Origin of the sequence: Arthrobacter sp. BPSS-3 (genome assembly GCF_044628475.1) — a bacterium.
In the GTDB taxonomy this organism is placed as follows: domain Bacteria; phylum Actinomycetota; class Actinomycetes; order Actinomycetales; family Micrococcaceae; genus Arthrobacter.
This window is the reverse complement of the sequence record NZ_JBIMMV010000001.1, coordinates 386,483-411,771: the sequence shown is the minus strand read 5'-3', so window position 1 is coordinate 411,771 and position 25,289 is coordinate 386,483. Positions and strand designations below refer to the sequence as shown.

The window sequence follows — 25,289 nt, the reverse complement described above, 5'->3', positions numbered from 1 at the left end:
TCCGCTACGAGAGCGGACCGCCGAAGATGTCGATAGTGCCTTCTTTGAGGCTGACAATCGCACGCTTGGTGCTCTTGCGGGTGCCCCATCCGAATTTGGTCCGCTTGCGCTTACCGGCACGGTTGATGGTGTTGATCGAGTCAACCTTGACGGAGAAGATCTTCTCCACGGCCAGCTTGATCTCGGTCTTGCTCGAGCGGGGGTCCACCAGGAAGGTGTACTTGCCCTCGTCGATCAGGCCGTAGCTCTTTTCCGAGACGACGGGCGCCAGGACGACGTCGCGCGGGTCTTTGATGGTGGCTGCGCTCACTTGGCATCCTCCTCGGTCTTTGCAGCCTTGTCCGCAACGAATGCGTCGTAGGCGGCCTTGGTGAAGACTACGTCGTCAGAAACGAGCACGTCGTAGGTGTTCAGCTGGTCTGCGTACAGAACGTGAACGTCCTGGAGGTTGCGCACGGAAAGTGCAGCAACGTCGTTGGCGCGGTCGATGACGACGAGCAGGTTCTTGCGCTCGGAGACGCCACGCAGCGTTGCCAGTGCTTCACGGGAGGACGGCTTGGAGCCGGCAACCAGTTCAGCGACGACGTGGACGCGGCCGTTGCGGGCGCGGTCAGAGAGAGCGCCGCGCAGTGCAGCAGCAATCATCTTCTTGGGGGTGCGCTGGCTGTAGTCACGCGGCGTCGGGCCGTGGACGATGCCACCACCGGTCATGTGAGGAGCGCGGATGGAACCCTGACGGGCGCGGCCGGTGCCCTTCTGCTTGAACGGCTTGCGACCGGCACCGGAAACCTCGGCGCGGGTCTTGGTCTTGTGGGTACCCTGGCGAGCAGCAGCGAGCTGTGCGACGACGACCTGGTGCAGCAGCGGCACGTTGGTCTGAACATCGAAGATCTCTGCAGGCAGGTCAACCTTGACAGTGCTAGTCATTGAACTAGGCTCCCTTCACGGCGGTGCGTACGAGGACGACCTGGCCGCGGGCGCCGGGAACGGCACCCTTGATAAGGAGCAGCGACTTCTCGACGTCAACCGCGTGGACCGTGAGGTTCAGCGTGGTGTGACGAACGGCGCCCATGCGGCCGGCCATTTTCATGCCCTTGAAGACGCGGCTCGGGGTGGATGCGCCACCGATTGAACCGGGCTTACGGTGGTTCTTGTGAGCACCGTGGGAAGCTCCAACGCCGTGGAAGCCGTGACGCTTCATAACACCGGCGAAGCCCTTACCCTTGGTGGTGCCGACGACGTCGATCTTCTGGCCGGCTTCGAAGAGCTCAACAGAGAGCTCCTGGCCCAGCTCGTAAGAGTCGGCATCTGCAGTGCGCAGTTCGACGACGTGGCGGCGAGGCGTGACGCCTGCCTTTTCAAAGTGACCAGCCAGCGGCTTGGTGACCTTGCGGGGGTCGATCTGGCCGTAGCCGATCTGAACGGCGACGTAGCCATCAGCCTCTGCGTTGCGCAGCTGGGTGACGACGTTCGAGTCTGCCTGGACCACAGTGACGGGGATGAGCTTGTTGTTCTCGTCCCAGACCTGGGTCATGCCGAGCTTCGTGCCCAGCAGGCCCTTTACGTTACGGGTTGCGGTCATAGTCTCTCAGCACCTCCCTACAGCTTGATTTCGATGTTCACGTCGGCCGGCAGGTCGAGACGCATGAGCGAGTCAACAGCCTTGGGCGTGGGGTCGATGATGTCGATAAGACGCTTGTGCGTGCGCATTTCGAAGTGCTCGCGGCTGTCCTTGTACTTGTGCGGAGAGCGGATAACGCAGTACACGTTCTTCTCCGTCGGCAGCGGCACGGGGCCAACTACAGTTGCGCCTGCGCGCGTGACCGTCTCAACGATCTTCCGTGCTGAAACGTCAATGACCTCGTGGTCGTATGACTTCAGCCGGATGCGGATTTTTTGTCCCGCCATGTCGCCTGACTCTCTTTCAGTCTGTGCTTCCCCTGGTTAGGGCTGCCCTGTTCACTTACGTGTTGTGCGGCTGCCGAAGCATTTGAGGTCGTAACCACCACCCGCCGCACAAGCTGAATCCGGATGAATCCGGGTTCCTCAACCTGCCGGCGCAACCGACCCCCGCGGTCGGGCGTGTCGCGCTGTGCACGCGTACTCGTCCGCAATTCCTTGGAGAGTGGGTTATGTTTGGGCTCTTACCTGGACCCTGACACCCGGCATTATCCGGATCGGGACGCGAAAGAGCGCTTGAACAACTCATCTAGTATGCCGGAAATATCGGGCAGACGCCAATTGGCGGGATTTTCGGCCGCCGATCCGTTGCCTTCGGCGCCTGCGCGGACGAGGATGTGGTGATGACCGTGCAGGACTCCGCCGCCGTCCGCGACCTCGCCGAACGCCTCCCCGAGGGCTTCCTCCTGGGGGTGGCCTCCGCGGCCTTCCAGATCGAGGGCGCCCTGTCCGCCGGCGGCCGCGGCCCCTCCGGCTGGGATGCCTTCGCCGAGAAGCCCGGGACCATCCAGGACGGCCACTCCCCCGCCGTCGCGTGCGACCACTACCACCGCATGGACGAGGACGTGGACCTCATGCGGGACCTCGGCGTCGACTCCTACCGCTTCTCGCTCTCCTGGCCGCGGATCCAGCCGGACGGAACGGGACCGGTCAATCCGGCCGGCCTGGACTTCTACGACCGGCTGATCGACCGGCTGCTGGCCGCGGGCATCGCCCCCATGGCCACCCTCTACCACTGGGACACCCCCCTGCCTCTGGAGCACCGCGGCGGCTGGATGAACCGGGACACGGCCCTGCGCTTCGGCGACTACGCCGCCGCGGCGGCCGACCGGTTCGGCGACCGCGTCTCCCACTGGGTGACCCTGAACGAACCGGCCTCGGTGACGCTGAACGGCTATGCCCTCGGCGTCCACGCCCCCGGCCGCGACCTGCTGTTCAACGCCCTGCCCTCCGTCCACCACCAGCTGCTGGCGCACGGCCTGGCGGTGCAGGCCCTCCGCGCCGCCGGCGTCCCCGGGGCGGTCGGCGTCACCAACCTGCACTCCCCCGTGCATCCGGCCAGCGGCTCGATCCTGGACCGGCTGATGGCCACAGTTTTCGATCTCGCCCTCAACCGGATCTACGCGGACCCGATCCTGCTGGGCCGGTACCCCACACCCCCGCTGGCGGCCCGGCCCTGGTTCCGCCACCTGTCCCGGGTGTCCGACGCGGATCTCGAAACCATCCACCAGCCGCTGGATTTCTACGGACTGAACTACTACTACCCGGTGCGCGCCGCCGCCGGCCGGGGCCCGGCGGAGAGTCCCGCAGGGACCACGGAGGCGATGGCACGGCTGCCGTTCCACCTGGCCGCTTTCCCCGAGTACCCCACCACCGGCTTCGGCTGGCCCGTGGCACCGGAGCACCTCGGCACGCTGCTGCGCGGACTTAAAGACCGTTACGGCGCCGCGCTTCCGCCGCTCTTCATCACCGAGAGCGGCGCCAGCTTCCCGGAGCCGGACCATGTCGACGGGACACTGCCCGATCCCAGCCGCATCGCCTACCTTGAGGGCCACCTGGGCGAGGCCTTGGCGGCGACCGCTCCCGGCGGTATCGCCCACGACGTCGAACTCCTCGGGTACTACGTCTGGACGCTGATGGACAACTTCGAATGGGCAGCTGGTTACTCGCAGCGCTTCGGCCTGGTCCACGTGGACTTCGGGACCCTGGAGCGGACGCCCAAGGAGTCCTACTACTGGTACCGCGCGCTCAGCCGGGCCCGCCACCGGGGTGCCTCACAGTGATCGGCCGCTATTAAAAGCCAACAGCCCCGCTGCAGTGCAGCGGGGCTGTTGTGATCGTGGCAGCTCCGAGGAGCCGTGCCGATCGTGCTAGGCCATCAAATTACTTGATGATCTTGGTGACACGTCCCGAACCAACGGTGCGGCCGCCTTCACGGATAGCGAAGCCGAGGCCCTCTTCCATTGCGATCGGCTGGATGAGCGCAACGGTCATCTCAGTGTTGTCGCCGGGCATAACCATTTCCGTGCCTTCCGGCAGGGTGATGACGCCGGTAACGTCCGTCGTACGGAAGTAGAACTGCGGGCGGTAGTTCGAGTAGAACGGGTTGTGGCGTCCGCCTTCGTCCTTGGAGAGGATGTAGACGTTGGCCTCGAAGTCGGTGTGCGGGGTGATGGAACCCGGCTTGACGACAACCTGGCCACGCTCGACATCGTCGCGCTTGAGGCCACGGAGCAGCAGGCCACAGTTCTCGCCGGCCCATGCTTCGTCGAGCTGCTTGTGGAACATCTCGATACCGGTAACCGTGGTCTTCTGGACCGGGCGGATGCCGACGATCTCGACCTCGGAGTTGATGGCGAGGGTGCCACGCTCGGCGCGGCCCGTAACAACGGTGCCACGGCCGGTGATGGTGAAGACGTCTTCGATCGGCATCAGGAACGGCTTGTCGCGGTCACGAACCGGGTCCGGAACGGACTCGTCGACGGCTTCCATCAGGTCCTCAACGGACTTGACCCACTCCGGGTCGCCTTCCAGAGCCTTGAGGCCGGAAACGCGGACAACCGGGGCGTTGTCGCCATCGAAGCCCTGCGAGCTCAGGAGCTCACGAACTTCCATTTCGACGAGGTCGAGGAGCTCTTCGTCGTCGACCATGTCAGCCTTGTTCAGGGCGACCAGCAGGTAGGGAACACCAACCTGGCGGGCGAGCAGAACGTGCTCGCGGGTCTGAGCCATCGGGCCGTCGGTAGCGGCAACCACGAGGATTGCGCCGTCCATCTGGGCAGCACCGGTGATCATGTTCTTGATGTAGTCAGCGTGACCGGGGGCGTCAACGTGTGCGTAGTGACGCTTCTCGGTCTGGTACTCAACGTGGGAGATGTTGATGGTAATGCCGCGCTGACGCTCTTCGGGAGCAGAGTCAATCGAGGCGAAGTCACGCTTCTCGTTGAGAGTCGGGTACTTGTCGTACAGCACCTTGGAAATGGCGGCCGTCAGCGTCGTCTTACCGTGGTCAACGTGACCAATGGTACCGATGTTAACGTGCGGCTTAGTCCGCTCGAACTTTGCCTTTGCCACAGGTTCCTCCTAGAACGTTTTCAAATGACTTACCCTTCGCCCGCGCTTGTCGCGGCCGAAACTCCAGTAAGTCTACTTGGGGGGCTTTGGATTGGTGAAATTGCAGATTCAGGAACTAATACTAGTGCCTCGAGCCTGTTCGTGCTGGCGGCCGGACCGGGTCCGGCCGCCAGCACAAGGTGAATCTCCCCTGGAGGAAACGCACCCGAGTTTTTGTCGCAGCTGCGTGCAGTCCGGAGACTACTCGCCGCGGCTCTTCTGGATGATCTCGTCGGCAACTGCCTTCGGGACCTCCGCGTAGCTGTTGAACGTCATGGAGTACACAGCGCGGCCCTGGGTCTTCGAACGCAGGTCACCGATGTAGCCGAACATGCCGGACAGCGGAACGTGCGCACGAATGACCTTGACGCCCTGGGCATCCTCCATGGACTGCATCTGGCCACGGCGGGAGTTGAGGTCACCGATAACTTCACCCATGTATTCCTCAGGGGTGCGGACCTCGACATCCATCAGCGGTTCAAGCAGGACAGGGTTCGCCTTGCGGGCGGCTTCCTTGAAAGCCATCCGGCCGGCGATCTTGAACGCCATTTCCGAGGAGTCAACATCGTGGTAAGCGCCGTCAATCAGCGTGGCCTTGATACCAACAACCGGGTAACCGGCCAGGACGCCGTCGTTGAGCGCGTCCTGGATGCCGGCGTCAACCGAAGGAATGTATTCGCGCGGAACGCGGCCACCGGTGACCTTGTTCTCGAACTCGTACATCTCGCCCTCGGCGGTGTCCAGCGGCTCGATCGCGATCTGGATCTTTGCGAACTGGCCCGAACCACCGGTCTGCTTCTTGTGCGTGTAGTCGTGACGCTCCACAGCACGCTTGATGGTTTCGCGGTAGGCGACCTGGGGCTTGCCCACGTTTGCCTCGACCTTGAATTCGCGGCGCATGCGGTCCACCAGGATGTCCAGGTGGAGCTCGCCCATGCCGGCGATGATGGTCTGGCCGGTGTCTTCGTTGAGGGAGACCTGGAAGGTCGGGTCCTCAGCGGAGAGCTTCTGGATGGCCGTGGAGAGCTTCTCCTGGTCACCCTTGGTGTTCGGCTCGATGGCAACCGAGATCACGGGCTCCGGGAAGCTCATGGACTCGAGGACGATCTGGTTGGACGCGTCGCACAGGGTGTCGCCCGTGGTGGTGTCCTTCAGGCCGATCGCTGCGTAGATGTGGCCAGCGGTAGCGCCGTCAACCGGCATTTCCTTGTTGGCGTGCATCTGGAACAGCTTGCCGATGCGCTCCTTCTTGCCCTTGGTGGAGTTGACCACCTGGGCGCCGGCCTCAACGTGACCGGAGTACACGCGGATGAAGGTCAGCTGACCGAAGAAGGGGTGCGCGGCGATCTTGAACGCCAGAGCGGAGAACGGCTCGTCAGCGGAGGGCTTACGGGTCAGTTCCTTCTCTTCGTCGCGCGGGTCGTGACCGACCATCGGCGGGACGTCAAGCGGGTTCGGCAGGTAGTCCACGACGGCGTCGAGCATCGGCTGGACGCCGCGGTTCTTGAACGCGGAGCCACAGAAGACCGGGTAGAGCTCGGAGTTGATCGTCATCTTGCGGATGCCGGCCTTGAGCTCGTCGATCGTGATCTCTTCGCCCTCAAGGTACTTTTCCATGAGCTCTTCGGAGGACTCGGCAACGGTCTCAACGAGGGCGTTGCGGTACTCCTCGGCCTTTTCCTTGAGGTCAGCCGGGATCTCCTGGATCTCGTACTTGGCACCCATGGTCACGTCACCCTTGGCATCGCCGGGCCACACCAGGGAGCGCATGTAGAGCAGGTCGACGACGCCGATGAAGTCGTTTTCGGCACCGATCGGCAGCTGCATGACCAGCGGCTTGGCGCCGAGGCGGCTGACGATGGTGTCAACGGTGAAGTAGAAGTCGGCGCCCAGCTTGTCCATCTTGTTGACGAAGCAGATACGCGGAACGTTGTACTTGTCGGCCTGGCGCCAGACAGTCTCGGACTGCGGCTCCACGCCTTCCTTGCCATCGAACACGGCGACTGCACCGTCGAGGACGCGCAGAGAGCGCTCAACCTCAACCGTGAAGTCCACGTGGCCGGGGGTGTCGATGATGTTGATCTGGTTGTTTTCCCAGAAGCAGGTCACGGCGGCAGACGTGATGGTGATGCCGCGTTCCTTTTCCTGTTCCATCCAGTCGGTGGTCGACGCGCCGTCGTGGGTCTCGCCGATCTTGTGGTTCACACCCGTGTAGAACAGGATGCGCTCGGTAGTAGTGGTCTTGCCGGCATCAATGTGGGCCATGATGCCGATGTTGCGGACCTTGCTAAGGTCGGTAAGCACGTCCTGTGCCACGGTGTCTCCCTTTCGGATGGACTGCACGTTCGCCGCCGGCCCGGTTGAGCCGGCGGCGTCCGGGAAGTATTACCAGCGGTAGTGTGCGAAGGCCTTGTTGGACTCGGCCATCTTGTGGGTGTCTTCGCGACGCTTTACAGCGGCTCCGAGACCGTTCGAGGCATCCAGGATTTCGTTCTGGAGGCGCTCGGTCATCGTCTTCTCGCGGCGGGCCTTGGAGTAACCGACCAGCCAGCGGAGGGCCAGGGCCGTGGAGCGGCCCGGCTTGACCTCAACGGGAACCTGGTAGGTTGCGCCACCGACACGGCGGGAGCGGACCTCGAGGGAAGGCTTGACGTTGTCCATGGCCTTCTTGAGGGCTGCAACGGGGTCGCCACCGGACTTGGCGCGGGCGCCTTCGAGGGCACCGTAGACGATGCGCTCTGCGGTGGACTTCTTGCCGTCAACCAGCACCTTGTTGATCAGCTGAGTGACCAGCGGGGAGCCGTAAACGGGATCTAGTACTAGCGGCCGCTTGGGGGCCGGACCCTTGCGAGGCATATTACTTCTTCTCCATCTTTGCGCCGTAGCGGCTGCGGGCCTGCTTACGGTTCTTCACGCCCTGGGTATCGAGGGCGCCACGGACGATCTTGTAGCGGACACCCGGGAGGTCCTTCACACGGCCGCCGCGGACGAGCACAATGGAGTGCTCCTGCAGGTTGTGGCCAACACCGGGGATGTAAGCGGTGACTTCAACGCCACCGTTGAGGCGCACACGGGCAACCTTACGCAGAGCCGAGTTCGGCTTCTTCGGGGTGGTCGTGTAGACGCGGGTGCAAACACCGCGGCGCATCGGGCTGCCCTTAAGCGCGGGAGCCTTGGTCTTCGAGACCTTAGGCGTGCGGCCCTTGCGGACCAGCTGGTTAATCGTAGGCACTCTCGTGTTCTCCGTTTTATCCGGAACGGCCGTTGGCGGCCGCTCTCTTGTCGCTGCGCCCCGCCGCTCGAGCTTTGAAGTGATCTCCAGAGCAGCTGAGGCGAAGCCTTAATAGTCGGACCGCACACCGGGGCCGGCGGACTCGCGTCCGGAAGTGCCCCTAGGCATGCGAAAATGTGGCATACGTTGCACAAGAACCCTGCAAACCGGAAACGTCGTCTCGGTTCATCCTCAGCACGAAGCTGGTTCCTGAACCGGCGCACTCATCCACTGCCACAATAACAATTAGTCTCCAGTCTACCACGGGCGGGCCCCGGCCCTTAATCGGCGGGGAATTCGGGCCCCCGGACCGGACATAAAGGCCGCCGGCAGACGGCCCGACGTGCTTAAACGGGAACGGTCCCCCACCGTGAAGGTGGAGGACCGTTCAGTGACCTGTTACCGGGGCGGCGGGCCGCCCGGTTGGTTAGCGGAAGTCGCTGCCCAGGTCGTAGTCATCCAGCGGGATGGCGTGGAACTCAGGAGCTCCGTCGCCGCCCAGGGAATCGTAGGAGAAGTCGCTGAACGCGCTCGGGCCGGTGAAGAGGTTGGCCTTCGCTTCCTCGGTCGGCTCGACCGTGACCTCGGTGTAGCGCGGGAGACCCGTGCCGGCCGGGATCAGCTTACCGATGATGACGTTCTCCTTGAGGCCCAGCAGCGGATCGCTCTTGCCTTCCATGGCCGCCTGCGTCAGGACGCGGGTGGTCTCCTGGAAGGATGCTGCGGACAGCCAGGACTCAGTGGCCAGCGAGGCCTTGGTGATACCCATGAGCTCGGGACGGCCGGAGGCCGGCGTCTTGCCCTCGGAGACCACGCGGCGGTTCGCGTCCTCGAACCGGCTGCGCTCGGCGAGCTCGCCAGGCAGCAGGTCGGATTCACCGGACTCGATGACCGTGACGCGGCGCAGCATCTGGCGGACGATAACCTCGACGTGCTTGTCGTGGATACCGATGCCCTGGCTGCGGTACACGCCTTGGACCTCGTCCACCAGGAACTTCTGCGCGGCACGGGGACCCATGATGCGCAGCACCTGCTTAGGGTCGACCGGACCGTTGATCAGCTTCTGGCCGACGCTGACGTGGTCGCCGTCTTCAATCAGGAGACGGGAACGGCGCAGCACCGGGTAGGCGATCTCTTCGGAACCGTCATCCGGGGTGATGACCAGACGCATCTGGCGCTCGGACTCTTCGATGGTGATGCGACCGGCCGCCTCGGCAATCGGTGCGACACCCTTCGGGGTACGGGCTTCGAAGAGCTCCTGGATACGGGGCAGACCCTGGGTGATGTCGTCACCGCCGCCGGCGGACACAGCACCACCGGTGTGGAACGTACGCATGGTCAGCTGGGTACCGGGCTCACCGATGGACTGTGCGGCGATGATGCCGACGGCCTCGCCGATGTCAACGGTCTTGCCGGTGGCCAGCGAACGGCCGTAGCACAGGGCGCAGGTACCGACGCTGGACTCACAGGTGAGTACGGAGCGGACCTTGACCTCGGTGATGCCGGCCGCGAACAGCTCAGCGATGACCACGTCGCCGCAGTCGGTGCCGGCAGCCGCCAGGACCTTGCCCGAGGAGTCAACGACGTCCACGGCCAGGGTGCGGGCGTAGGCGCTGTTCTCCACGTTCTCGTCCAGGACCAGCTCGCCGTTGGCGTCAGCCACGGCAATCGGGGTGACGAGGCCGCGTTCGGTGCCGCAGTCCTCTTCACGGACGATGACGTCCTGCGAGACGTCCACCAGACGACGGGTCAGGTAACCCGAGTTGGCGGTACGCAGAGCGGTATCGGCCAGACCCTTACGGGCACCGTGCGTGGCGATGAAGTATTCCAGCACCGACAGGCCCTCGCGGTAGGAGGACTTGATCGGACGCGGGATGATCTCACCCTTCGGGTTGGCCACCAGGCCACGGATACCCGCGATCTGACGGACCTGCATCCAGTTACCACGGGCACCGGAGGACACCATGCGGTTGATGGTGTTCATCGGCGACAGGCTGTCACGCATCGCCTGGGCGATCTCGTTCGTGGCCTTGTTCCAGATCTCGATCAGTTCCTGGCGACGCTCGTCGTCGTCGATCAGGCCCTTGTCGTACTGGCCCTGGATCTTCGCGGCCATGGTCTCGTAACCGGCCAGCAGCTCCGGCTTGGAGGCCGGAACCTCGATGTCCGAGATGGCGACGGTGACGCCCGAGCGGGTGGCCCAGTAGAAACCGGCGTCCTTCAGGTTATCCAGCGTTGCCGCCGTGACGACCTTCGGGTAGCGCTCGGCGAGGTCGTTGACGATCCGGGACAGTTCGCCCTTGTCGGCAACAGCCTCAACCCACGGGTAGTCCGCGGGCAGCGTCTGGTTGAAGATGACCTGGCCCAGCGACGTCTCGACCAGTGCGGTCTGACCCTGCTCCCAGCCCTCCGGGGCTTCCCAGCCCGCGTAGGGCACGAAGCCGTCAAGACGGATCTTGATCTTGGAGTTCAGGTGCAGCTCGTGCAGGTCGAACGCCATGATGGCCTCGGAGATCGAGGAGAAGATCCGGCCTTCGCCCGCCGAACCCACACGCTTGGTGGTCAGGTGGTAGAGGCCGATGATCATATCCTGCGACGGCAGGGTCACCGGGCGGCCGTCGGACGGCTTCAGGATGTTGTTCGAGGACAGCATCAGGATCCGGGCTTCGGCCTGGGCTTCGGGGCTCAGCGGCAGGTGGACTGCCATCTGGTCGCCGTCGAAGTCGGCGTTGAAGGCGCCACACACCAGCGGGTGAAGCTGGATGGCCTTGCCTTCGACGAGCTGCGGTTCGAACGCCTGGATGCCGAGACGGTGCAGGGTAGGTGCACGGTTCAGCAGCACCGGGTGCTCGGTGATGATCTCTTCGAGAACGTCCCAGACCTGCGGACGGTAACGCTCGACCATGCGCTTGGCCGACTTGATGTTCTGGGCGTGGTTGAGGTCAACCAGGCGCTTCATCACGAACGGCTTGAAGAGCTCCAGCGCCATCTGCTTGGGCAGGCCGCACTGGTGCAGCTTCAGCTGCGGGCCGACGACGATGACCGAACGGCCGGAGTAGTCGACGCGCTTGCCGAGGAGGTTCTGACGGAAACGACCCTGCTTGCCCTTGAGCATGTCGCTCAGGGACTTCAGCGGGCGGTTGCCCGGTCCGGTGACCGGACGGCCGCGGCGGCCGTTGTCGAACAGGCTGTCAACGGCTTCCTGAAGCATGCGCTTTTCGTTGTTGACGATGATCTCGGGGGCACCGAGGTCCAGGAGCCGCTTGAGGCGGTTGTTGCGGTTGATCACGCGGCGGTACAGGTCGTTGAGGTCGGAGGTCGCGAAGCGGCCACCGTCCAGCTGGACCATCGGGCGCAGTTCCGGCGGGATCACCGGGACGGCGTCCAGCACCATGCCCAGGGGGCTGTTGTTGGTGGTCAGGAACGCGTTGACGACCTTGAGGCGCTTGAGGGCGCGGGTCTTGCGCTGGCCCTTGCCGTTGGCGATGATGTCGCGCAGCAGGTCGGACTCGGCCTGCATGTCGAAGCTCTCGAGACGCTTCTTGATGGCCTCGGCGCCCATGGAGCCCTCGAAGAACATGCCGTAGCGGTCACGCAGTTCGCGGTAGAGGCCCTCGTCGCCTTCGAGGTCGGCGACCTTGAGGTTCTTGAACCGGTCCCAGACCTGCTCGAGGCGCTCGATGTCGGCGTCGGCACGCTTGCGCACGTTCGCCATCTGGCGGTCGGCGGAGTCGCGGGCCTTCTTCTTGTCGGCAGCCTTCGCGCCTTCGCCCTCGAGGCGTGCGATTTCGCCTTCGAGGTCGCGGGCGATCGCGGCGATGTCGGCATCGCGGTTGTCGATCAGCTGCTTCTTCTCGATGTCGTGCTCAACCTGCAGGTTGGGCAGTTCCTCGTGGCGGGCATCGGTGTCGACGCTGGTGATCATGTAGGCGGCGAAGTAGATGACCTTTTCGAGGTCCTTCGGAGCCAGGTCAAGGAGGTAGCCCAGGCGGGACGGAACACCCTTGAAGTACCAGATGTGCGTGACCGGGGCGGCCAGCTCGATGTGGCCCATGCGCTCACGGCGGACCTTGGCGCGGGTGACCTCAACGCCACACCGCTCGCAGATGATGCCCTTGAAGCGCACGCGCTTGTACTTACCGCAGTAGCACTCCCAGTCGCGGGACGGGCCGAAGATCTTCTCGCAGAAGAGGCCGTCCTTCTCGGGCTTGAGCGTGCGGTAGTTGATGGTTTCCGGCTTCTTAACCTCGCCGTAAGACCAGCCGCGGATGTCTTCCGCGGTGGCGAGGCCGATCTGCATGAGGCCGAAGGAGGATTCGCTGGACATATGGTCCCTGTTCTCTCTTGTTCTCTAAATTCTGAAGTCTTGGGTTACGGGAAGAGGGAGGTCGTCCAACGGCGGGCGGCAAGCCCGCCGTCGTGGACTCCCTGCTAGACCTCTTCTACGGAACTGGGCTCTGCACGAGACAGATCGATGCCCAGTTCTTCCGCAGCCGTGAAGACTGCGTCATCAGAGTCACGCATTTCAATTGTGGTTCCGTCCGTGGAAAGAACTTCCACGTTCAGGCACAGCGACTGCATTTCCTTGATCAAGACCTTGAAGGACTCAGGAACGCCCGGCTCGGGGATGTTCTCGCCCTTGACGATCGCTTCGTAGACCTTCACACGACCGTGGATGTCATCGGACTTGATCGTGAGGAGTTCCTGGAGCGTGTAGGCGGCGCCGTAAGCTTCGAGCGCCCACACTTCCATTTCACCGAAGCGCTGGCCGCCGAACTGTGCCTTACCACCCAGCGGCTGCTGCGTGATCATGGAGTACGGGCCGGTGGAGCGCGCGTGGATCTTGTCGTCCACCAGGTGGTGGAGCTTCAGGATGTACATGTAGCCGACCGAGATCGGATCCGGGAACGGCTCGCCGGAGCGGCCGTCGAACAGGCGGGTCTTGCCGGAGGAGTTGATCAGGCGGTCACCGTCGCGGGTCACGTTGGTGGAGTCCAGCAGACCGGTGATTTCCTCTTCGCGGGCACCGTCGAAGACCGGCGTCGCGACGGTGGTGGAACCACTCTCCCGCGGCAGGTTCGGCAGGTTCTTGACCCACTCGGGCTCGCCTTCGATCTTCCAGCCGGTCTTGGCAACCCAGCCCAGGTGCGTTTCCAGGACCTGGCCGACGTTCATACGGCCCGGAACACCCAGCGGGTTCAGGACGATGTCCACCGGGGTACCGTCCGCGAGGAACGGCATGTCCTCGACGGGCAGGATCTTGGAGATGACGCCCTTGTTGCCGTGACGGCCGGCGAGCTTGTCACCGTCGGTGATCTTGCGCTTGGCGGCCACGTAGACGCGCACCAGCTGGTTCACGCCCGGGGGCAGCTCGTCGTCGTTGTCGCGGTCGAAGACGCGGACGCCGATGACGGTGCCGGACTCGCCGTGGGGCACCTTCAGGGAGGTGTCGCGCACTTCGCGGGACTTCTCACCGAAGATGGCGCGCAGCAGGCGCTCTTCCGGGGTCAGTTCGGTCTCGCCCTTGGGCGTGACCTTGCCGACCAGGATGTCGCCGGCTTCGACCTCGGCACCGATGTGGATGATGCCGCGCTCGTCCAGTCCGGCCAGGACTTCCTCGGACACGTTCGGGATGTCACGGGTGATTTCCTCGGCACCAAGCTTGGTGTCGCGGGCATCGATCTCGTGCTCCTCGATGTGGATCGAGGACAGGACATCCTCGGCCACGATCCGCTGGGAGAGGATGATGGCGTCCTCGAAGTTGTGGCCTTCCCAGGACATGAATGCCACGAGGAGGTTCTTTCCGAGGGCGAGTTCACCCTGGTCCGTCGCCGGGCCGTCGGCGATGATGCCGCCGACCTCGAGGCGCTGGCCTTCGTTGACCAGGACACGGTGGTTGTAGCAGTTGCCCTGATTGGAGCGGGCGAACTTGTTGATCCGGTAGTTCGTCTCGGTGCCGTCGTCGTTGAGCATGATGACGAGCTCGGCGGAGACCTCGGTGACCACACCGGCCTTCTTCGCGATGACCACGTCACCGGCGTCGACGGCGGCGGCGCGCTCCATGCCGGTGCCGACGAACGGCGCCTCGGAGCGGACCAGCGGCACGGCCTGGCGCTGCATGTTGGCACCCATGAGTGCACGGTTGGCATCGTCGTGCTCGAGGAACGGGATCAGGGCGGTAGCCACGGACACCATCTGGCGCGGGGAAACGTCCATGAACTCGACGTCGGCGGCCGGGACCAGCACGGGCTCGCCTCCACCACCACGGGCACGGACCAGGACGGTGTCCTCGGCGAACTTCTTGTTCTCGTCCAGCGGCGCGTTGGCCTGGGCGATGAGCACCTCGGCCTCGTCGTCGGCGGTCAGGTACTGGACGTCGTCGGAGACGACGCCGTCCTTGACCAGCCGGTACGGGGTCTCGATGAAACCGAACGGGTTGATCCGGCCGTAGGACGCCAGCGAACCGATCAGACCGATGTTCGGGCCTTCAGGGGTTTCAATGGGGCACATACGTCCGTAGTGGGACGGGTGCACGTCACGGACTTCCATGCCGGCACGGTCACGGGACAGACCGCCGGGGCCCAGCGCGGACAGGCGGCGCTTGTGGGTCAGGCCCGAGAGCGGGTTGTTCTGGTCCATGAACTGCGAGAGCTGGGAGGTTCCGAAGAACTCCTTGATCGCGGCAACGACCGGACGGATGTTGATCAGGGTCTGCGGCGTGATCGCCTCGACGTCCTGGGTGGTCATCCGCTCGCGGACAACGCGCTCCATGCGGGACAGGCCGGTGCGGACCTGGTTCTCGATGAGCTCGCCGACGGCGCGGATGCGGCGGTTGCCGAAGTGGTCGATGTCGTCGATCTCGACGCGCAGCTCGTGGTCCTGGCCATCGCGCTTGCCCATGATGGTCTTCTCGCCGGCGTGCAGCGCGACGAGGAACTTGATCATGGCGACGATGTCTTCAACGTGCAGGACCGAGGCTTCCTTGTCGCCAAGGGAGCGGTCGATGCCCAGCTTGCGGTTGATCTTGTAACGGCCAACCTTGGCCAGATCGTAGCGCTTGGAGTTGAAGTACAGGTTGTCCAGCAGCGACTGGGCAGCTTCGACGGTGGGCGGCTCGCCCGGGCGCAGCTTCCGGTAGATGTCCAGCAACGCGTCTTCGCGGGTTTCGGTGGCGTCCTTCTCCAGCGTGGCACGCATGGAGTCGTACTGGCCGAATTCCTCGAGGATCTGGCCTTCGGTCCAGCCGAGGGCCTTCAGCAGCACCGTGACGGACTGCTTGCGCTTGCGGTCGAGGCGGACGCCGACCTGGTCGCGCTTGTCGATCTCGAGTTCGAACCAGGCGCCGCGGGACGGGATGATCTTCGCGGTGAAGATGTCCTTGTCGCTGGTCTTGTCGGCGGTGCGCTCGAAGTAGGCGCCCGGCGAACGGACCAGCTGGGAGACGACGACACGCTCGGTGCCGTTGACGACGAAGGTGCCCTTCTCGGTCATCAGCGGGAAGTCACCCATGAACACGGTCTGCTGCTTGATTTCGCCCGTGTTGTTGTTCATGAACTCGGCCTTGACGTACAGCGGAGCCGAGTACGTAGCGTCCCGGTCCTTGCACTCGGCCATGGTGTACTTGGGGTCAGCGAACTCCGGCTCGGAGAAGCTCAGGGACATGGTGCCCTGGAAGTCCTCGATCGGGGAGATCTCTTCGAAGATGTCGGACAGACCGGACGTCGTTGCGACGCTCAGGTCACCTTCTTCGACTGCCTTCGCTACGCGTGCCTGCCAGCGTTCGTTGCCGACCAGCCAGTCAAAGCTGTCGGTTTGCAGGGCAAGCAGATTCGGAACATCCAGCGGTTCGTGAATCTTAGCGAAGGAGAGCCGGCGGGTGGCACCATCGGTGCTGTCGGCATTAATAGCGGCGTTGTTTTCATTAGAGGTGCTCGAGGCGACCAAGAGGGATCCTTCCACAGACCTTCAGGCGTTTTCAGATCTCCCCCGTCATGCAGTCTGCGAAGTGACTCCGCAGTGCTACCAATCCGGTTCCGCTATATGACCCGGGACCCGTACTGCCCATGCTGGTGCACGTTGTAGACGGCACATTGATGGAACAGCTGTCAGGCTAAGCCCACCGCTATATGAAGGCTGAAGGTAAACAGGGAAGACGCAAATATCTACGATACGGCAAAGCAACCTACTTGTCTACCCCACTTACGCCGCGATTGCAAACACCGGCCCTCCCCCGCGCGGAGGGGTGGGCGCCGGAGCGGGAGTGGGGCGGGCGGCGCGGTGGGCGGCCGGGCCGGTTCCCCGGATGGCCCCGTGATGGGGCTCACGATAACCTTGGGCTATCCCCAGAGATCGGAAAAGACCATCATGAACAACTCGCCGGACAACAACGATGTTGTCATCCTCGCCGCCGCCCGCACCCCGCAGGGCCGGCTGAACGGACAGCTGTCCAGTTTCACCGCCGTCGAGCTCGGCGCCCACGCCATCCGCGCGGCCCTCGCCGCCAGCGGGGTGGCCACCGATCAGGTGGATGCCGTGATCATGGGCCAGGTCCTGCAGGCCGGCGCCGGGCAGAACCCCGCCCGCCAGAGCGCCATCGGCGCCGGTGTGGGCTGGAACGTCCCCACGGTCACCATCAACAAGGTCTGCCTCTCCGGCCTGACGGCAGTGATCGACGCCGCCCGGATGATCCGCAGCGGCGACGCCACGGTGGTGGTGGCCGGCGGCCAGGAGTCGATGACCCGCGCACCGCACCTGCTGCCGGGCTCCCGCCAGGGCTGGACCTACGGCTCCATCCAGGCCCTCGACGCCGCCGCGCACGACGGCCTGACGGATGCGTTCGACGGCCAGTCCATGGGCCTCTCCACCGAGAGCAAGAACGTCACCCTGGGCATCGACCGGACCGCGCAGGACGAGGTGGCCGCCGCGTCGCACCAGCGGGCCGCCGCCGCCAGCAAGGATGGCGTGTTCGACGGCGAGATCGCGCCGATCAGCGTGAAGCAGCGCAAGGGTGAACCGGTAACGGTCAGCACGGACGAGGGGGTCCGGCCGGACACCTCCGTGGCGTCCCTCGCCGGGCTCCGCGCCGCCTTCGCGACCGACGGCACGATCACCGCCGGCAACTCCTCCCCGCTCTCCGACGGCGCCGCCGCCCTGGTGCTGACGTCCCGGTCCTACGCCGAGGAGCACGGCCTGGAGTACCTTGCGGTCGTGGGCGCGCCGGGCCAGGTGGCCGGGCCGGACAACTCGCTGCACTCCCAGCCCTCCAACGCCATCAAGATGGCCCTGCAGCGGGCCGGCTGGACGACAGCGGACCTGGACTTCATCGAGATCAACGAGGCGTTCGGCTCTGTGGCCGTGCAGTCCCTCAAGGATCTGGACTACCCGCTGGAGCAGTGCAACATCCACGGCGGCGCCATCGCGCTCGGCCACCCGATCGGCGCCTCAGGCGCGCGGCTGGCCCTGCACGCGGCGCACGAACTGAAGCGGCGCGGCTCCGGCAAGGCGGCGGTGTCCCTCTGCGGCGGCGGCGGACAGGGCGAGGCCCTGCTGCTGTACCGCGACTGATGACCGGTCCGGAGGAGGTCCCGGCGCCCGGTCTGGGCGCCGGGGACGGCCCCGTCGGCGGCGCCGGGCGCCGGCGGTTCCTGGCCGACGCCGCGGCCCGGGGCCTCAGTGTGGAGCTGGTGGAGCGGCAGGCGGCGCGCAGCCTCGAGGAGGCGGCCGCCATCCTGGGGATCACCCCCGCCGACATCGTCAAGTCGCTGGTGGTCAAGCACAAGGACGGCACCTTCCTCTTTGCCCTGGTCCCGGGCGACCGGCAGATCTCCTGGCCCAAGCTGCGCCAGGCCGTCGGGGTCAACAAACTCTCGCTCCCCAGTGCCGACGTCGCCCTCGACGCCACCGGCTACGAACGCGGCACCATCACTCCCCTGGGCAGCACCACGGCGTGGCCGGTCTACGCGGACAGCACGGTCGCCGGCCGGCGGATCTCGATGGGGGCCGGGGAGCACGGCTACAGCGCCTTCGTCGACGCCGACTCGCTGCTGGCAGCACTTGGCGCCGTCGTCACGGACATCACCGACCCGATGTCCTAGCCGCACCGGTCGAAGTAGCCGGCCCGGGTTAACACAGGAAAGGGGCCCCGGCGGCCCGCTCCCGGTTCGGGGGCGGGCCGCCGGGGCCCCGCGTCGTCCGTCGTCCCTAGGCTCCGGGACGGACCGCCGCGGCGGCCGTCAGGCGGTGACTGTCAGGGGCTGGTCGTTAACTGTCAGGCGCCAGTTCGACTGGCTGAATACCGCGGCGTCCAGGGTTCCCTGCGCCACCACGTAGTCGATGATCCGCTGCCGGATCTCCTGCTGGCTGTTCGAGAGCACCGGGGCGGTCTTTACCGCCGGGAAGTTGCCGCCGCCGCTCTGCCGGTAGTTGTTGATCGCCATGGCGAACTCCTTGCCCGCGGGCAGCGGGGCGCCGTCGTAGCTGAGGTTGCGGATCCGGTCCCCCACCGGCCGGGCGAGGTCGATCTCGTAGTTCAGCGGAGCGTCCAGGCCGTAGACAACGTCGTAGTTGTAGTCCGGGGTGCCGTTGGGGGCCAGCGCGGTGGCCGCGTTGGTGATTTGGTCCGCCCGCACACTGGTACCGGTGGCCGGCTTGAAGTACTGGGCCGACCACTCCAGGTAGTCCTTGACCTGCGCGCCGGTGACCTTGATGGCGAGCAAGGTGTTGTCGAAGATGTACAGCCCCGCCACGTCCCGGATGGTCAGCGGACCGGCCTTGACGTCCACCGACCGGGAGAACGCCGCGGCGATGGAGAGTACCGGGAGGCCGGCGGAGGGGCCGTTGGCGAGCTCGGCCTTGATGGTGCTGGCCTGGACGTAGTTGATGGCGTCGATCGCCGCGGAGTCGGACCAGCAGGCCGTCGCAGTGCTCAGCGGCGCGGTGCACGTGCCAATCACCTGGTTGACGTATTTGACGGTGGCGTCGTGGCCGGCCTGGACGGCGCCGACGACGGCGGGATCGGCGTCGACGGTCTTTGCGTCCAGGAGGTGGGCGTGCGCCGCGGCGACGCTCCACCGGCCCTGCTCCTTGCTCAGCTGCAGGTCGATCACGGCGACGCGCATGCCCCATTTGAGCGGCTCGGTGAGCAGCACCTGGCGGCCGGTGGCCTTGTTGGTCACGAAACGCTCCGGGATCTCCAGGTGGGCGTGGCCGACGAGGATCGCGTCGATGCCCGGGACCTCCTCGGCCAGCTGGGTGGAGGCATTCTCAGGGAACGGGAGGGCGTCACCGTAGGAGGAGCCCGGGGTGGCGCCCGAATGGCTGGAGACGATGACGACGTCGGCGCCGGCCGCCTTCATCTCGGGGATGACGGTTTTGGCTTCCTCGACGATGCCGTTGAAGTCCAGCTTGCCGTGGACGTTGTCGCGGTCCCATAGCGCACACCCGGGCGTGACGAAGCCGACCAGGCCCACGGTGACCCAGCCGCTCTCCGTCTTGACGCGCTTGAGCACGTAGGGCGTGAACGCCCGGCTGCCGCTGACGGCGTCGTGGACGTTGGCGCCCAGGAGCGGGAAGTCCAGCTGCTTCTCCCACGTCCGCAGGAGGGGGATGCCGTAGTTGAATTCGTGGTTGCCGAGGGCGACGGCGTCGTAGCCGACGGCGTTCATGGCCAGCGCCATGGGGTGCTTCACCTCGGTGGAGATCGGGTTGACCTTGGCGAAGTAGTAGGCCAGCGGGGTCCCCTGGATGGTGTCGCCCGAGTCGATGGTCAGCGTGTTGGCGGCCCCGCGCTCGGCGCGTACCGCCTTAATGAGGGTGGCGGCCTGGGCGATGCCGATCTTGTTCCCGGCGGTGTCCGCGTAGGGGGCGTTCTTGAAGTAGTCCCAGTTGAAGACGTTGTTGTGCAGGTCGGTGGTGCCCAGGACGGTCAGGGTGAACTGCTTCTTCGCAGCCCCCTGGCCGCCGGCGTCTGCCTGCGCGGCCGGGGCTCCGGCGACGGCGGCCGCCGCGGCACTGCCTCCGACGAAGGCTGCCGCGAGCATCGCGCGGCGGGACACGTGGGGGTTCGGATCGGTCATGGATGGACTCCTCGGGGTTGGCGGCCGATTGGCACAATGCCACAGTCTAGGCCGCCGGCACCCGGCTGAAAAGGAGAGGAGACGATCATTTTCCGAGCGTTTACCGGATGTTCTCTGCCCCGGAACGCAGGAAACCCCGCCCACCGGAGTGGACGGGGTTTCCCGGAGCTGAAAGGCGTGAGGCCTTCCGAAGAGCCGGTCGTTACTTGACGGTAACGGTGGCGCCGGCAGCCTCGAGCTGCTCCTTGGCCTTCTCGGCAGCTTCCTTGTTGGCGCCTTCGAGGACGGCCTTCGGGGCGCTGTCAACCAGGTCCTTGGCTTCCTTGAGGCCCAGGGAGGTGATGGCGCGAACTTCCTTGATCACTGCGATCTTCTTGTCGCCGGCAGCCTCGAGGATGACGTCGAAGTCAGTCTTCTCTTCGGCTTCCTCAGCGGCACCGCCACCGGCGGGGCCGGCGACAGCAACAGCAGCTGCGGTAACTTCGAAGGTCTCTTCGAAGAGCTTGACGAACTCGGAGAGCTCGATGATGGTCAGTTCCTTGAAAGCTTCAATGAGCTCTTCGTTGCTGAGCTTCGCCATGGTTTGGCGTCCTTCCTATAGTGGTGCTTGGCGGGCTTGGCCGTGCCGTCACACCGGAGTCTTGGGTGAGAGAGAGTTAGTTCTCTTCGGCGGCTGCGGCTTCGGCCGGAGCCTCGGCTTCTGCTGCGGGGGCTTCTTCAGCGGCGGGTGCTTCGGCTGCTGCCGGGGCACCGTTCTCTTCTTCAAGCTTGAGGCGCAGAGCGTCGATGATACGAGCGGCTGCGGCAGCAGGGGCCTTGAGGACGCCTGCGACCTTGGCGAGCTGGAGCTCGCGGGACTCGAGTGCTGCCAGGGCAGCAACTTCGGTGGCGTTCAGTGCCTTGCCCTCGAAGTAACCGGTCTTGATGACCAGCTGCTTGTTGGCCTTGGCAAAATCCGTCAGGCTCTTTGCAGCGGCAACTGCGTCACCCTTGATGAACGCGATTGCAGTGGGGCCGGCAAGCTGGCCGTCGAATGCTTCGACACCGGCTTCCTTGGCTGCAATGGCGGTCAGGGTGTTCTTGACGACCGAGAACTTGGTTTCCTGGCCGAGAGAAACACGCAGCTGCTTGAGCTGTGCAACGGTGAGCCCACGGTATTCGGTCAGGACAGCTGCGTTCGATTCCTTGAAATCGTTAGTGATCTCAGCTACTGCTGAAACCTTGCTAGGCGTTGCCATAACCCTCCTTCCGGGGATAAATGCCGGTGTGTCCGGGTCCCCTCAGGATCGCTAAAACTAAAAACGCCCCGCGCAGATGCACGGGGCTTGTCTCGACGCGGCGTGCCGCGGAGCTTTGCTTCGTTCACCTGCGCCGGCCGCCCTGCGTTGAGGGGCCTTCGTCCGGAAACCAACTTGAATCCCCCGCACACAACTGCAGAAGTGAGCGATGCTCAGGAGAGTGGATTTCCAACAACCGACGGTCTTTGGTTCTTCTAGGGTACGGGATGGGGGCGGGCCCCACCAAATCGGGGTCAGCTAGTGCTGGGCCGCAGGTCCGGGAGTTCCTTCTGCCACAGCCCGGTGACACCGGCCGTGGTGAAACCGAGCTTCTGGTTCACCGTGAGGAGGTAGCGGTTTTCCGGGGCGTTCCAGGTGTACAGCACCCGCGCGTCCGGGAACTGTTCTGACAGCCGTTCCATGTTGGCCAGTTTGATCAGCAGGCCCAGTTTATTGCCGCGGTGCTCGGCCAGCACCACGGTATCGTCCTGGAAGACGACGTCCGGGCGCAGTCCCAGGACACTGATGGTGGTCAGCCCCACCAGCGTGCCGCTGGCGATCTCCTCGACGGCGGTGACCACGGTCCGGCGGCCCTGCGCGATGGCGACGTCCTCGGTCTCGCGCAGGAGTTCGCCGTCGAACACCAGCGCGTCCTCTTCCTGCTCCGGCACCCCGCCGTCGCCCGCCCGGTTCTCCAGCAGGGCGACGGCCTCCAACCAGCGGTCGGGGCACCGGTCGGTCCAGTGGTGCAGGCGGTAGCGCCCGGCATTGGCCTCCTCTGCCTCGGCCTGCAGGTCCGCCACCAGCTGACTGTCGAGCGGCAGGGTGCAGGCGCTGAACTGTTCGATGTGCTGCAGCGTGTAGCCGGTGAGCCGGGCGAACTCCACCTCGCGGCTGTTCAGCGGGACGTACCCCAGGCCCGCCCCGGGGATCAGCTGGCCCGCCGACTGGTCCGCGAGCGTGACGCCGGGGTGGTTGGTGTCAATCAGGATGATCCGCCGGCCCTCGTCGCGGGCGAAGTGCTCGGCGGCCTCGAGCAGCTGGCGCCCAACGCCGTGACCCTGGAAGTCCGGGAGGATGTCCAAGGTGAACTCGGCCAGTTCCGTGTTGTCCGCGAGCGGCAGGGCGATGTCCACGGTCCCCACGATCCGTCCGTCCACCTTGGCCACCAGGATGACCTGGCGTTCATACGGGTCGGCCATTTCCAGCAGCTTCTCCTGAGGGGCATAGGCCAGGTCGTCGGTGCCCCAGGTCGCCATTCGGACCTTGCGTCCCACCTCGACTGCGGCGATGAAGTCCGCCGCGTCCTCCCCCTCCAACGAATCCGGGATCCAGAGCTGCTCGATCCGTACGTCGCCTGCCTGAGCGGTCATGTTCCCAGCCATTCTGCCGCCTTAGCCTGGCCCCGCTGGTGCCAGGCTTTGAGCGTCAGCATATGCCCGAAACCCCCTGCGTTCCATGCCCCGCCACGGGGATTTTTTGGCTGACGGTAGGACCGGGGGCGGCGCGGCCTACTCCCCCGCCAGGCCCGGCCCGGCGACGCGTTGCCACTCGCCGTCCCAGCCCGCGGGACGGAAGCCCAGGGCCTCGTTGATGGCGAGCATGTACCCGTTTTCGGCCGCGTTGAAGGTGGTGACGCGTTCGACGGCCGGGGCGGCCCCGGCGAGCCGGCGGAGGTTAGCGATCTTCACCCGCATGCCGAGGCGGTGTCCGCGGTGCGGGGCGGCGACGAGGGTGTCGTCCTGCTCGGCCAGCCAGGGTTTACCGGCAGGGAGTTCCAGCACCGAATAGGCGGCGAGGTCCCCGGTGTCCCGGTGCCGTGCGGCTGCCACCAGCGAGGTATTTCCGGCTTCCCGCCAGGTGTCCTCCACGTGCCGGACCCGCGCCGCGTCCCAGTGCTCCTCCTCGTAGCTGATGCCGCCGCTGGGGGCATCGGAGCTCATCCGGGACATCAGGTCGGCCAGCTGCGGCAGTAGCTCCTCCGGGCAGTGGTTCGTCCAGGTGAGGACGTCGTAGCCGCCGGCCTTCGCCAGGGCCTCGGATTCCAGCCGGTCCAACTCCGGGGCCGTGGCCGCAACGTCCAGGCTGCTGTAGCGCTCCACCTGTTCGAGCCGGTAGCCGGCGGCGGTGGCGAAGCGGACGCTGCGCGCCCCCGCCGGGAGGGCCCCGGTGCCGGTGGCGGGGCGCACCACGGCGCCGCCGTCGAGGTCGAAATCCGCACGGTGCTGGGTGGAGCCGAGGAACACGGACCGGTTCTCGGCGGCCGCGGCGGCTTCGGCGTGAGCCAGCAGGGCCCGTCCGATGCCGCGCCCGGTGTGGGCCTGCAGCACCGCGACCTGGATCCCGGCGCGGTCGAGGTTTTCGGTCAGGCCCAGCCGGACGCTGGCCCGGGCCACCATCCGGCCTTCGGACCGGACGACGAAGAGCCGGGTCCGGCCGTACCCGGTCTCCTGCCAGAAGCGCAGGCGGGCCAGGGCCGCCGTCGTCCGGTCGTGGTTGCCCCACGATTCGAGTGCCAGCACGTCGCAGAGTTCATTGAACTCCCGAAACTCCGCGGCGCCGTCGGCGTCGTCGTCGAGCGAGGCGGGGAGGCGCAGTTCGTCGATGCTGTGGGGTGCTGGATTCACCCGCACAGCCTAGCCGCGGTGCCGGCAACAGAAAAGACCGCCCCGCGGGTGCGGGACGGTCTTCGCTGGCGCCTGCCGCCGAGGGCGGCGTGGCGCGGGGTCCGGAAGCTTACGCTTCGGTCAGGACCTTGGTGACGTTCGGGTCAACCGAGATGCCGGGGCCGAAGGTGGTGGCCACGGTGGCCTTCTGGATGTAGCGGCCCTTGGAAGCGGACGGCTTGAGGCGCAGGACCTCTTCCAGTGCAGCGGCGTAGTTCTCGGCCAGCTTGACGGCGTCGAAGGAAACCTTGCCGATGATGAAGTGCAGGTTCGAGTGCTTGTCGACGCGGAAGTCGATCTTGCCGCCCTTGATGTCGTTGACAGCCTTGGTGACGTCAGCGGTCACGGTGCCGGTCTTCGGGTTCGGCATCAGGTTACGCGGACCCAGGACCTTACCGAGACGGCCAACCTTGCCCATGAGGTCAGGGGTGGCGACGGCGGCGTCGAAGTCGGTCCAGCCGCCGGAGATCTTCTCGATCAGGTCGTCGGAACCAACGAAGTCGGCGCCGGCTGCGATCGCGGCCTCGGCCTTGTCGCCGGTCGCGAAGACCAGGACGCGGGCGGTCTTACCGGTGCCGTGCGGCAGGTTGACCGTGCCGCGGACCATCTGGTCGGCCTTACGGGGATCGACGCCGAGGCGGAACGCGACCTCAACGGTGGCGTCGAACTTGGACGGGTTGGTGTCCTTGGCGAGGGTCACTGCCTCGAACGGCGCGTAGAACTTCTCCGCGTCGATCTTGGCGGCGGCTGCCTCATATGCTTTGCTGCGCTTTGCCATGCTGCTGTTTCTCCTTGTGCAGTTGTGGTCTGCGGACCGCGCTGGGCCCTGCCACAGTCGGATATATCCGGACGGCGTGTCCGGGGTTCCGATCTTTCGATAATTAGGGGGTGCCGGTTGCCCGACGGGTGCTGGTCACTGCCGTTCGCG

General features: G+C 65.4%; 19 protein-coding genes. 3 read left to right on the top strand and 16 right to left on the bottom strand.

Annotated elements, in window-relative coordinates:
• Positions 1–4 precede the first annotated feature (4 nt).
• Genes rplW through rpsJ form a run of 4 tightly spaced genes read right to left on the bottom strand, consistent with a single transcriptional unit; the run spans position 5 to position 1,908 of the window.
• Positions 5–310, bottom strand: coding sequence for a 50S ribosomal protein L23 (gene rplW / locus ACFVY3_RS01965; protein WP_290255930.1), 306 nt, complete (start codon positions 308–310; stop codon positions 5–7).
• Entirely contained in the window at positions 307–927 is a 621-nt protein-coding gene (gene rplD, locus ACFVY3_RS01960) for a 50S ribosomal protein L4 (RefSeq protein WP_290255931.1), read from the bottom strand. Before rplD ends, rplW begins: the two co-directional genes overlap by 4 nt.
• Before the next feature lie 4 nt (positions 928–931).
• Positions 932–1,582 (bottom strand): 50S ribosomal protein L3, encoded by a 651-nt coding sequence (gene rplC, locus ACFVY3_RS01955; protein WP_290255932.1) that lies wholly within the window; start codon positions 1,580–1,582, stop codon positions 932–934.
• A 17-nt stretch (positions 1,583–1,599) separates the two neighbouring features.
• Positions 1,600–1,908, bottom strand: coding sequence for a 30S ribosomal protein S10 (gene rpsJ / locus ACFVY3_RS01950; RefSeq protein WP_003803825.1), 309 nt, complete (start codon positions 1,906–1,908; stop codon positions 1,600–1,602).
• A gap of 395 nt (positions 1,909–2,303) precedes the next feature.
• Here rpsJ and ACFVY3_RS01945 point away from each other — a divergent pair, with 395 nt between their 5' ends.
• Positions 2,304–3,743, top strand: a complete 1,440-nt coding sequence (locus tag ACFVY3_RS01945) for a GH1 family beta-glucosidase (protein WP_400158588.1) — start codon at positions 2,304–2,306, stop codon at positions 3,741–3,743.
• A gap of 100 nt (positions 3,744–3,843) precedes the next feature.
• Here ACFVY3_RS01945 and tuf read toward each other — a convergent pair whose 3' ends face one another.
• The 6 genes from tuf to rpoB form a co-directional block, all read right to left on the bottom strand.
• On the bottom strand, positions 3,844–5,034 hold the full coding sequence (gene tuf / locus ACFVY3_RS01940; RefSeq protein WP_290255934.1) for an elongation factor Tu: 1,191 nt from the start codon (positions 5,032–5,034) through the stop codon (positions 3,844–3,846).
• A 240-nt stretch (positions 5,035–5,274) separates the two neighbouring features.
• Complete coding sequence (fusA, locus tag ACFVY3_RS01935; protein WP_290255935.1) at positions 5,275–7,389, bottom strand: elongation factor G; 2,115 nt, start codon at positions 7,387–7,389, stop codon at positions 5,275–5,277.
• 69 nt (positions 7,390–7,458) lie between these two features.
• Entirely contained in the window at positions 7,459–7,929 is a 471-nt protein-coding gene (gene rpsG, locus ACFVY3_RS01930; protein ID WP_026531948.1) for a 30S ribosomal protein S7, read from the bottom strand.
• Between the two features lies 1 nt (position 7,930).
• Positions 7,931–8,305, bottom strand: a complete 375-nt coding sequence (rpsL, locus tag ACFVY3_RS01925) for a 30S ribosomal protein S12 (protein ID WP_009358312.1) — start codon at positions 8,303–8,305, stop codon at positions 7,931–7,933.
• A gap of 466 nt (positions 8,306–8,771) precedes the next feature.
• Positions 8,772–12,671 carry a DNA-directed RNA polymerase subunit beta' gene (locus ACFVY3_RS01920; protein WP_290255937.1) on the bottom strand — a complete coding sequence of 1,300 codons (3,900 nt, stop codon included), beginning with the start codon at positions 12,669–12,671 and terminating at the stop codon, positions 8,772–8,774.
• Positions 12,672–12,775: 104 nt separating this feature from the next.
• Entirely contained in the window at positions 12,776–16,288 is a 3,513-nt protein-coding gene (rpoB, locus tag ACFVY3_RS01915) for a DNA-directed RNA polymerase subunit beta (RefSeq protein WP_364133363.1), read from the bottom strand.
• A gap of 420 nt (positions 16,289–16,708) precedes the next feature.
• Between rpoB and ACFVY3_RS01910 the strand changes: the two genes are divergently transcribed.
• Positions 16,709–17,908: an acetyl-CoA C-acetyltransferase gene (locus tag ACFVY3_RS01910; RefSeq protein WP_400158587.1), complete on the top strand. Its 1,200-nt coding sequence runs from the start codon at positions 16,709–16,711 to the stop codon at positions 17,906–17,908.
• Positions 17,908–18,438: an aminoacyl-tRNA deacylase gene (locus ACFVY3_RS01905; protein WP_400158586.1), complete on the top strand. Its 531-nt coding sequence runs from the start codon at positions 17,908–17,910 to the stop codon at positions 18,436–18,438. The genes ACFVY3_RS01910 and ACFVY3_RS01905 overlap by 1 nt, the downstream gene beginning before the upstream one ends.
• A gap of 138 nt (positions 18,439–18,576) precedes the next feature.
• Here ACFVY3_RS01905 and ACFVY3_RS01900 read toward each other — a convergent pair whose 3' ends face one another.
• The 6 genes from ACFVY3_RS01900 to rplA all read right to left on the bottom strand — a co-directional run bounded on the left by ACFVY3_RS01900 (position 18,577) and on the right by rplA (position 25,139).
• Positions 18,577–20,418, bottom strand: a complete 1,842-nt coding sequence (locus ACFVY3_RS01900; protein ID WP_400158585.1) for a bifunctional metallophosphatase/5'-nucleotidase — start codon at positions 20,416–20,418, stop codon at positions 18,577–18,579.
• Between the two features lie 202 nt (positions 20,419–20,620).
• Positions 20,621–20,998 (bottom strand): 50S ribosomal protein L7/L12, encoded by a 378-nt coding sequence (gene rplL / locus ACFVY3_RS01895; protein WP_290255942.1) that lies wholly within the window; start codon positions 20,996–20,998, stop codon positions 20,621–20,623.
• A 76-nt stretch (positions 20,999–21,074) separates the two neighbouring features.
• Positions 21,075–21,656, bottom strand: coding sequence for a 50S ribosomal protein L10 (rplJ, locus tag ACFVY3_RS01890; RefSeq protein WP_364133372.1), 582 nt, complete (start codon positions 21,654–21,656; stop codon positions 21,075–21,077).
• 293 nt (positions 21,657–21,949) lie between these two features.
• Positions 21,950–23,068, bottom strand: coding sequence for a GNAT family N-acetyltransferase (locus ACFVY3_RS01885; RefSeq protein WP_290255944.1), 1,119 nt, complete (start codon positions 23,066–23,068; stop codon positions 21,950–21,952).
• 138 nt (positions 23,069–23,206) lie between these two features.
• On the bottom strand, positions 23,207–24,322 hold the full coding sequence (locus ACFVY3_RS01880) for a GNAT family N-acetyltransferase (RefSeq protein WP_400158584.1): 1,116 nt from the start codon (positions 24,320–24,322) through the stop codon (positions 23,207–23,209).
• Between the two features lie 109 nt (positions 24,323–24,431).
• A complete protein-coding gene (gene rplA, locus ACFVY3_RS01875) occupies positions 24,432–25,139 on the bottom strand; it encodes a 50S ribosomal protein L1 (protein ID WP_290255946.1) in 708 nt (235 codons plus the stop codon).
• Positions 25,140–25,289 lie beyond the last annotated feature (150 nt).

Excerpts from the sequence above, each read along its gene's own strand:
- rplD (WP_290255931.1), bottom strand. The coding sequence starts at position 927 with ATGACTAGCACTGTCAAGGTTGACCTGCCTGCAGAGATCTTCGATGTT.
- rplC (WP_290255932.1), bottom strand. The coding sequence starts at position 1,582 with ATGACCGCAACCCGTAACGTAAAGGGCCTGCTGGGCACGAAGCTCGGC.
- rpsJ (WP_003803825.1), bottom strand. The coding sequence starts at position 1,908 with ATGGCGGGACAAAAAATCCGCATCCGGCTGAAGTCATACGACCACGAG.
- ACFVY3_RS01945 (WP_400158588.1), top strand. The coding sequence starts at position 2,304 with ATGACCGTGCAGGACTCCGCCGCCGTCCGCGACCTCGCCGAACGCCTC.
- rpsG (WP_026531948.1), bottom strand. The coding sequence starts at position 7,929 with ATGCCTCGCAAGGGTCCGGCCCCCAAGCGGCCGCTAGTACTAGATCCC.
- ACFVY3_RS01920 (WP_290255937.1), bottom strand. The coding sequence starts at position 12,671 with ATGTCCAGCGAATCCTCCTTCGGCCTCATGCAGATCGGCCTCGCCACC.
- ACFVY3_RS01910 (WP_400158587.1), top strand. The coding sequence starts at position 16,709 with ATGAACAACTCGCCGGACAACAACGATGTTGTCATCCTCGCCGCCGCC.
- ACFVY3_RS01905 (WP_400158586.1), top strand. The coding sequence starts at position 17,908 with ATGACCGGTCCGGAGGAGGTCCCGGCGCCCGGTCTGGGCGCCGGGGAC.
- ACFVY3_RS01900 (WP_400158585.1), bottom strand. The coding sequence starts at position 20,418 with ATGACCGATCCGAACCCCCACGTGTCCCGCCGCGCGATGCTCGCGGCA.
- rplL (WP_290255942.1), bottom strand. The coding sequence starts at position 20,998 with ATGGCGAAGCTCAGCAACGAAGAGCTCATTGAAGCTTTCAAGGAACTG.
- rplJ (WP_364133372.1), bottom strand. The coding sequence starts at position 21,656 with ATGGCAACGCCTAGCAAGGTTTCAGCAGTAGCTGAGATCACTAACGAT.
- ACFVY3_RS01885 (WP_290255944.1), bottom strand. The coding sequence starts at position 23,068 with ATGACCGCTCAGGCAGGCGACGTACGGATCGAGCAGCTCTGGATCCCG.
- rplA (WP_290255946.1), bottom strand. The coding sequence starts at position 25,139 with ATGGCAAAGCGCAGCAAAGCATATGAGGCAGCCGCCGCCAAGATCGAC.